At 67.7% G+C, this 1,127-nt stretch carries 1 protein-coding gene; it reads left to right on the top strand.

The annotated features are described in order from the left end of the window. Window positions 1-210: 210 nt before the first annotated feature. Entirely contained in the window at window positions 211-930 is a 720-nt protein-coding gene (locus ACYQ2W_RS26315; RefSeq protein ID WP_459874055.1) for a Crp/Fnr family transcriptional regulator, read from the top strand. Window positions 931-1,127 lie beyond the last annotated feature (197 nt).

Below are 1,127 nucleotides of genomic sequence, written 5' to 3'. Positions count from 1 at the left end.
TCCAAAACAGGAAGTTATTTTTTCGCGGGCCCTAAATGGAGGCGCTCATCTGGAAGGGCGGCACCCCGCACCGGCGGGCGGTGGCGTTCGTGTGAGCCGTTCGCGCCCGTTGCGCCGCCGTGCCGCGCAGCGTCCGATCCGGGTAGACTGCTCGTCACCTCCTACCCCGGCGATCGGGCTCGATCTCCGCCGAACCACCGGGAGCCTCGCATGCCGGTCGCTGACGACCCTTTGCAGAATCGCCTGCTCGCCGCGTTGCCGGCGGACGAACGCGCGCGCCTCCTCCCCAACCTGGAGCGGGTCCCGATGCCGCTCGGCAAGTCGCTCGGCGAGTCCGGCGTGGCCATGCACCACGTCTATTTCCCCACCACCGCCATCGTCTCGCTGCTCTACGTCATGGAGAACGGCGCCTCGGCGGAGATCGCGGTGGTCGGCAACGAGGGGATCGTCGGCGTTTCGCTGTTCATGGGGGGTGAGAGCACCACCAGCCGGGCGGTGGTGCAGAGCGCCGGCCACGCCTACCGGCTGAAGGGGCAACTGCTGAAGGATGCGTTCTATCGCGCCGGACCGATGCAGCGCCGGTTGCTGCGCTACACCCAGGCGCTGCTCACCCAGATGGCGCAGACGGCGGTGTGCAACCGCCACCATTCGGTGGATCAGCAGCTCTGCCGCTGGCTGCTGCTGAGCCTCGACCGTCTCCCGTCGAACGAGCTCACCATGACCCAGGAGCTGATCGCCAACATGCTCGGGGTGCGCCGCGAGGGGGTCACCGATGCCGCCGGCGATCTGCAGCGCGCGGGGTTGATCCACTACCGCCGTGGCAAGATCACGATCCTCGACCGGCCGGGACTGGAGGCGCGCGTCTGCGAGTGCTACCGGGTGGTCAAGAACGAGTTCGACCGCCTGCTGCCGGAGGGGAGGGAGTTGTGAGGTGCTCAACGGCAATCGCTTGAGCAGCGTGCCCGACAGCCCGTCCAGTACGCTTGGGACTGGTGCGGCCAGCGGCTTCGCAATGCGGCAATGGGGGCAGGCGCGATGGCTTCGGCGTAGTAGGGGCCCCGGTAACGGGTGTTCCTACGCGGAGCGCTTGCTGGAGAGGAAGACTTCCTGTTTTGGGGCGTCGAGAC

The organism is Endothiovibrio diazotrophicus, from assembly GCF_054657215.1.
The sequence above is the reverse complement of the archived record's forward strand: the minus strand, read 5'-3'. Positions and strand labels throughout refer to the sequence as shown.

Excerpts from the sequence above, each read along its gene's own strand:
- ACYQ2W_RS26315 (WP_459874055.1), top strand. The coding sequence starts at position 211 with ATGCCGGTCGCTGACGACCCTTTGCAGAATCGCCTGCTCGCCGCGTTG.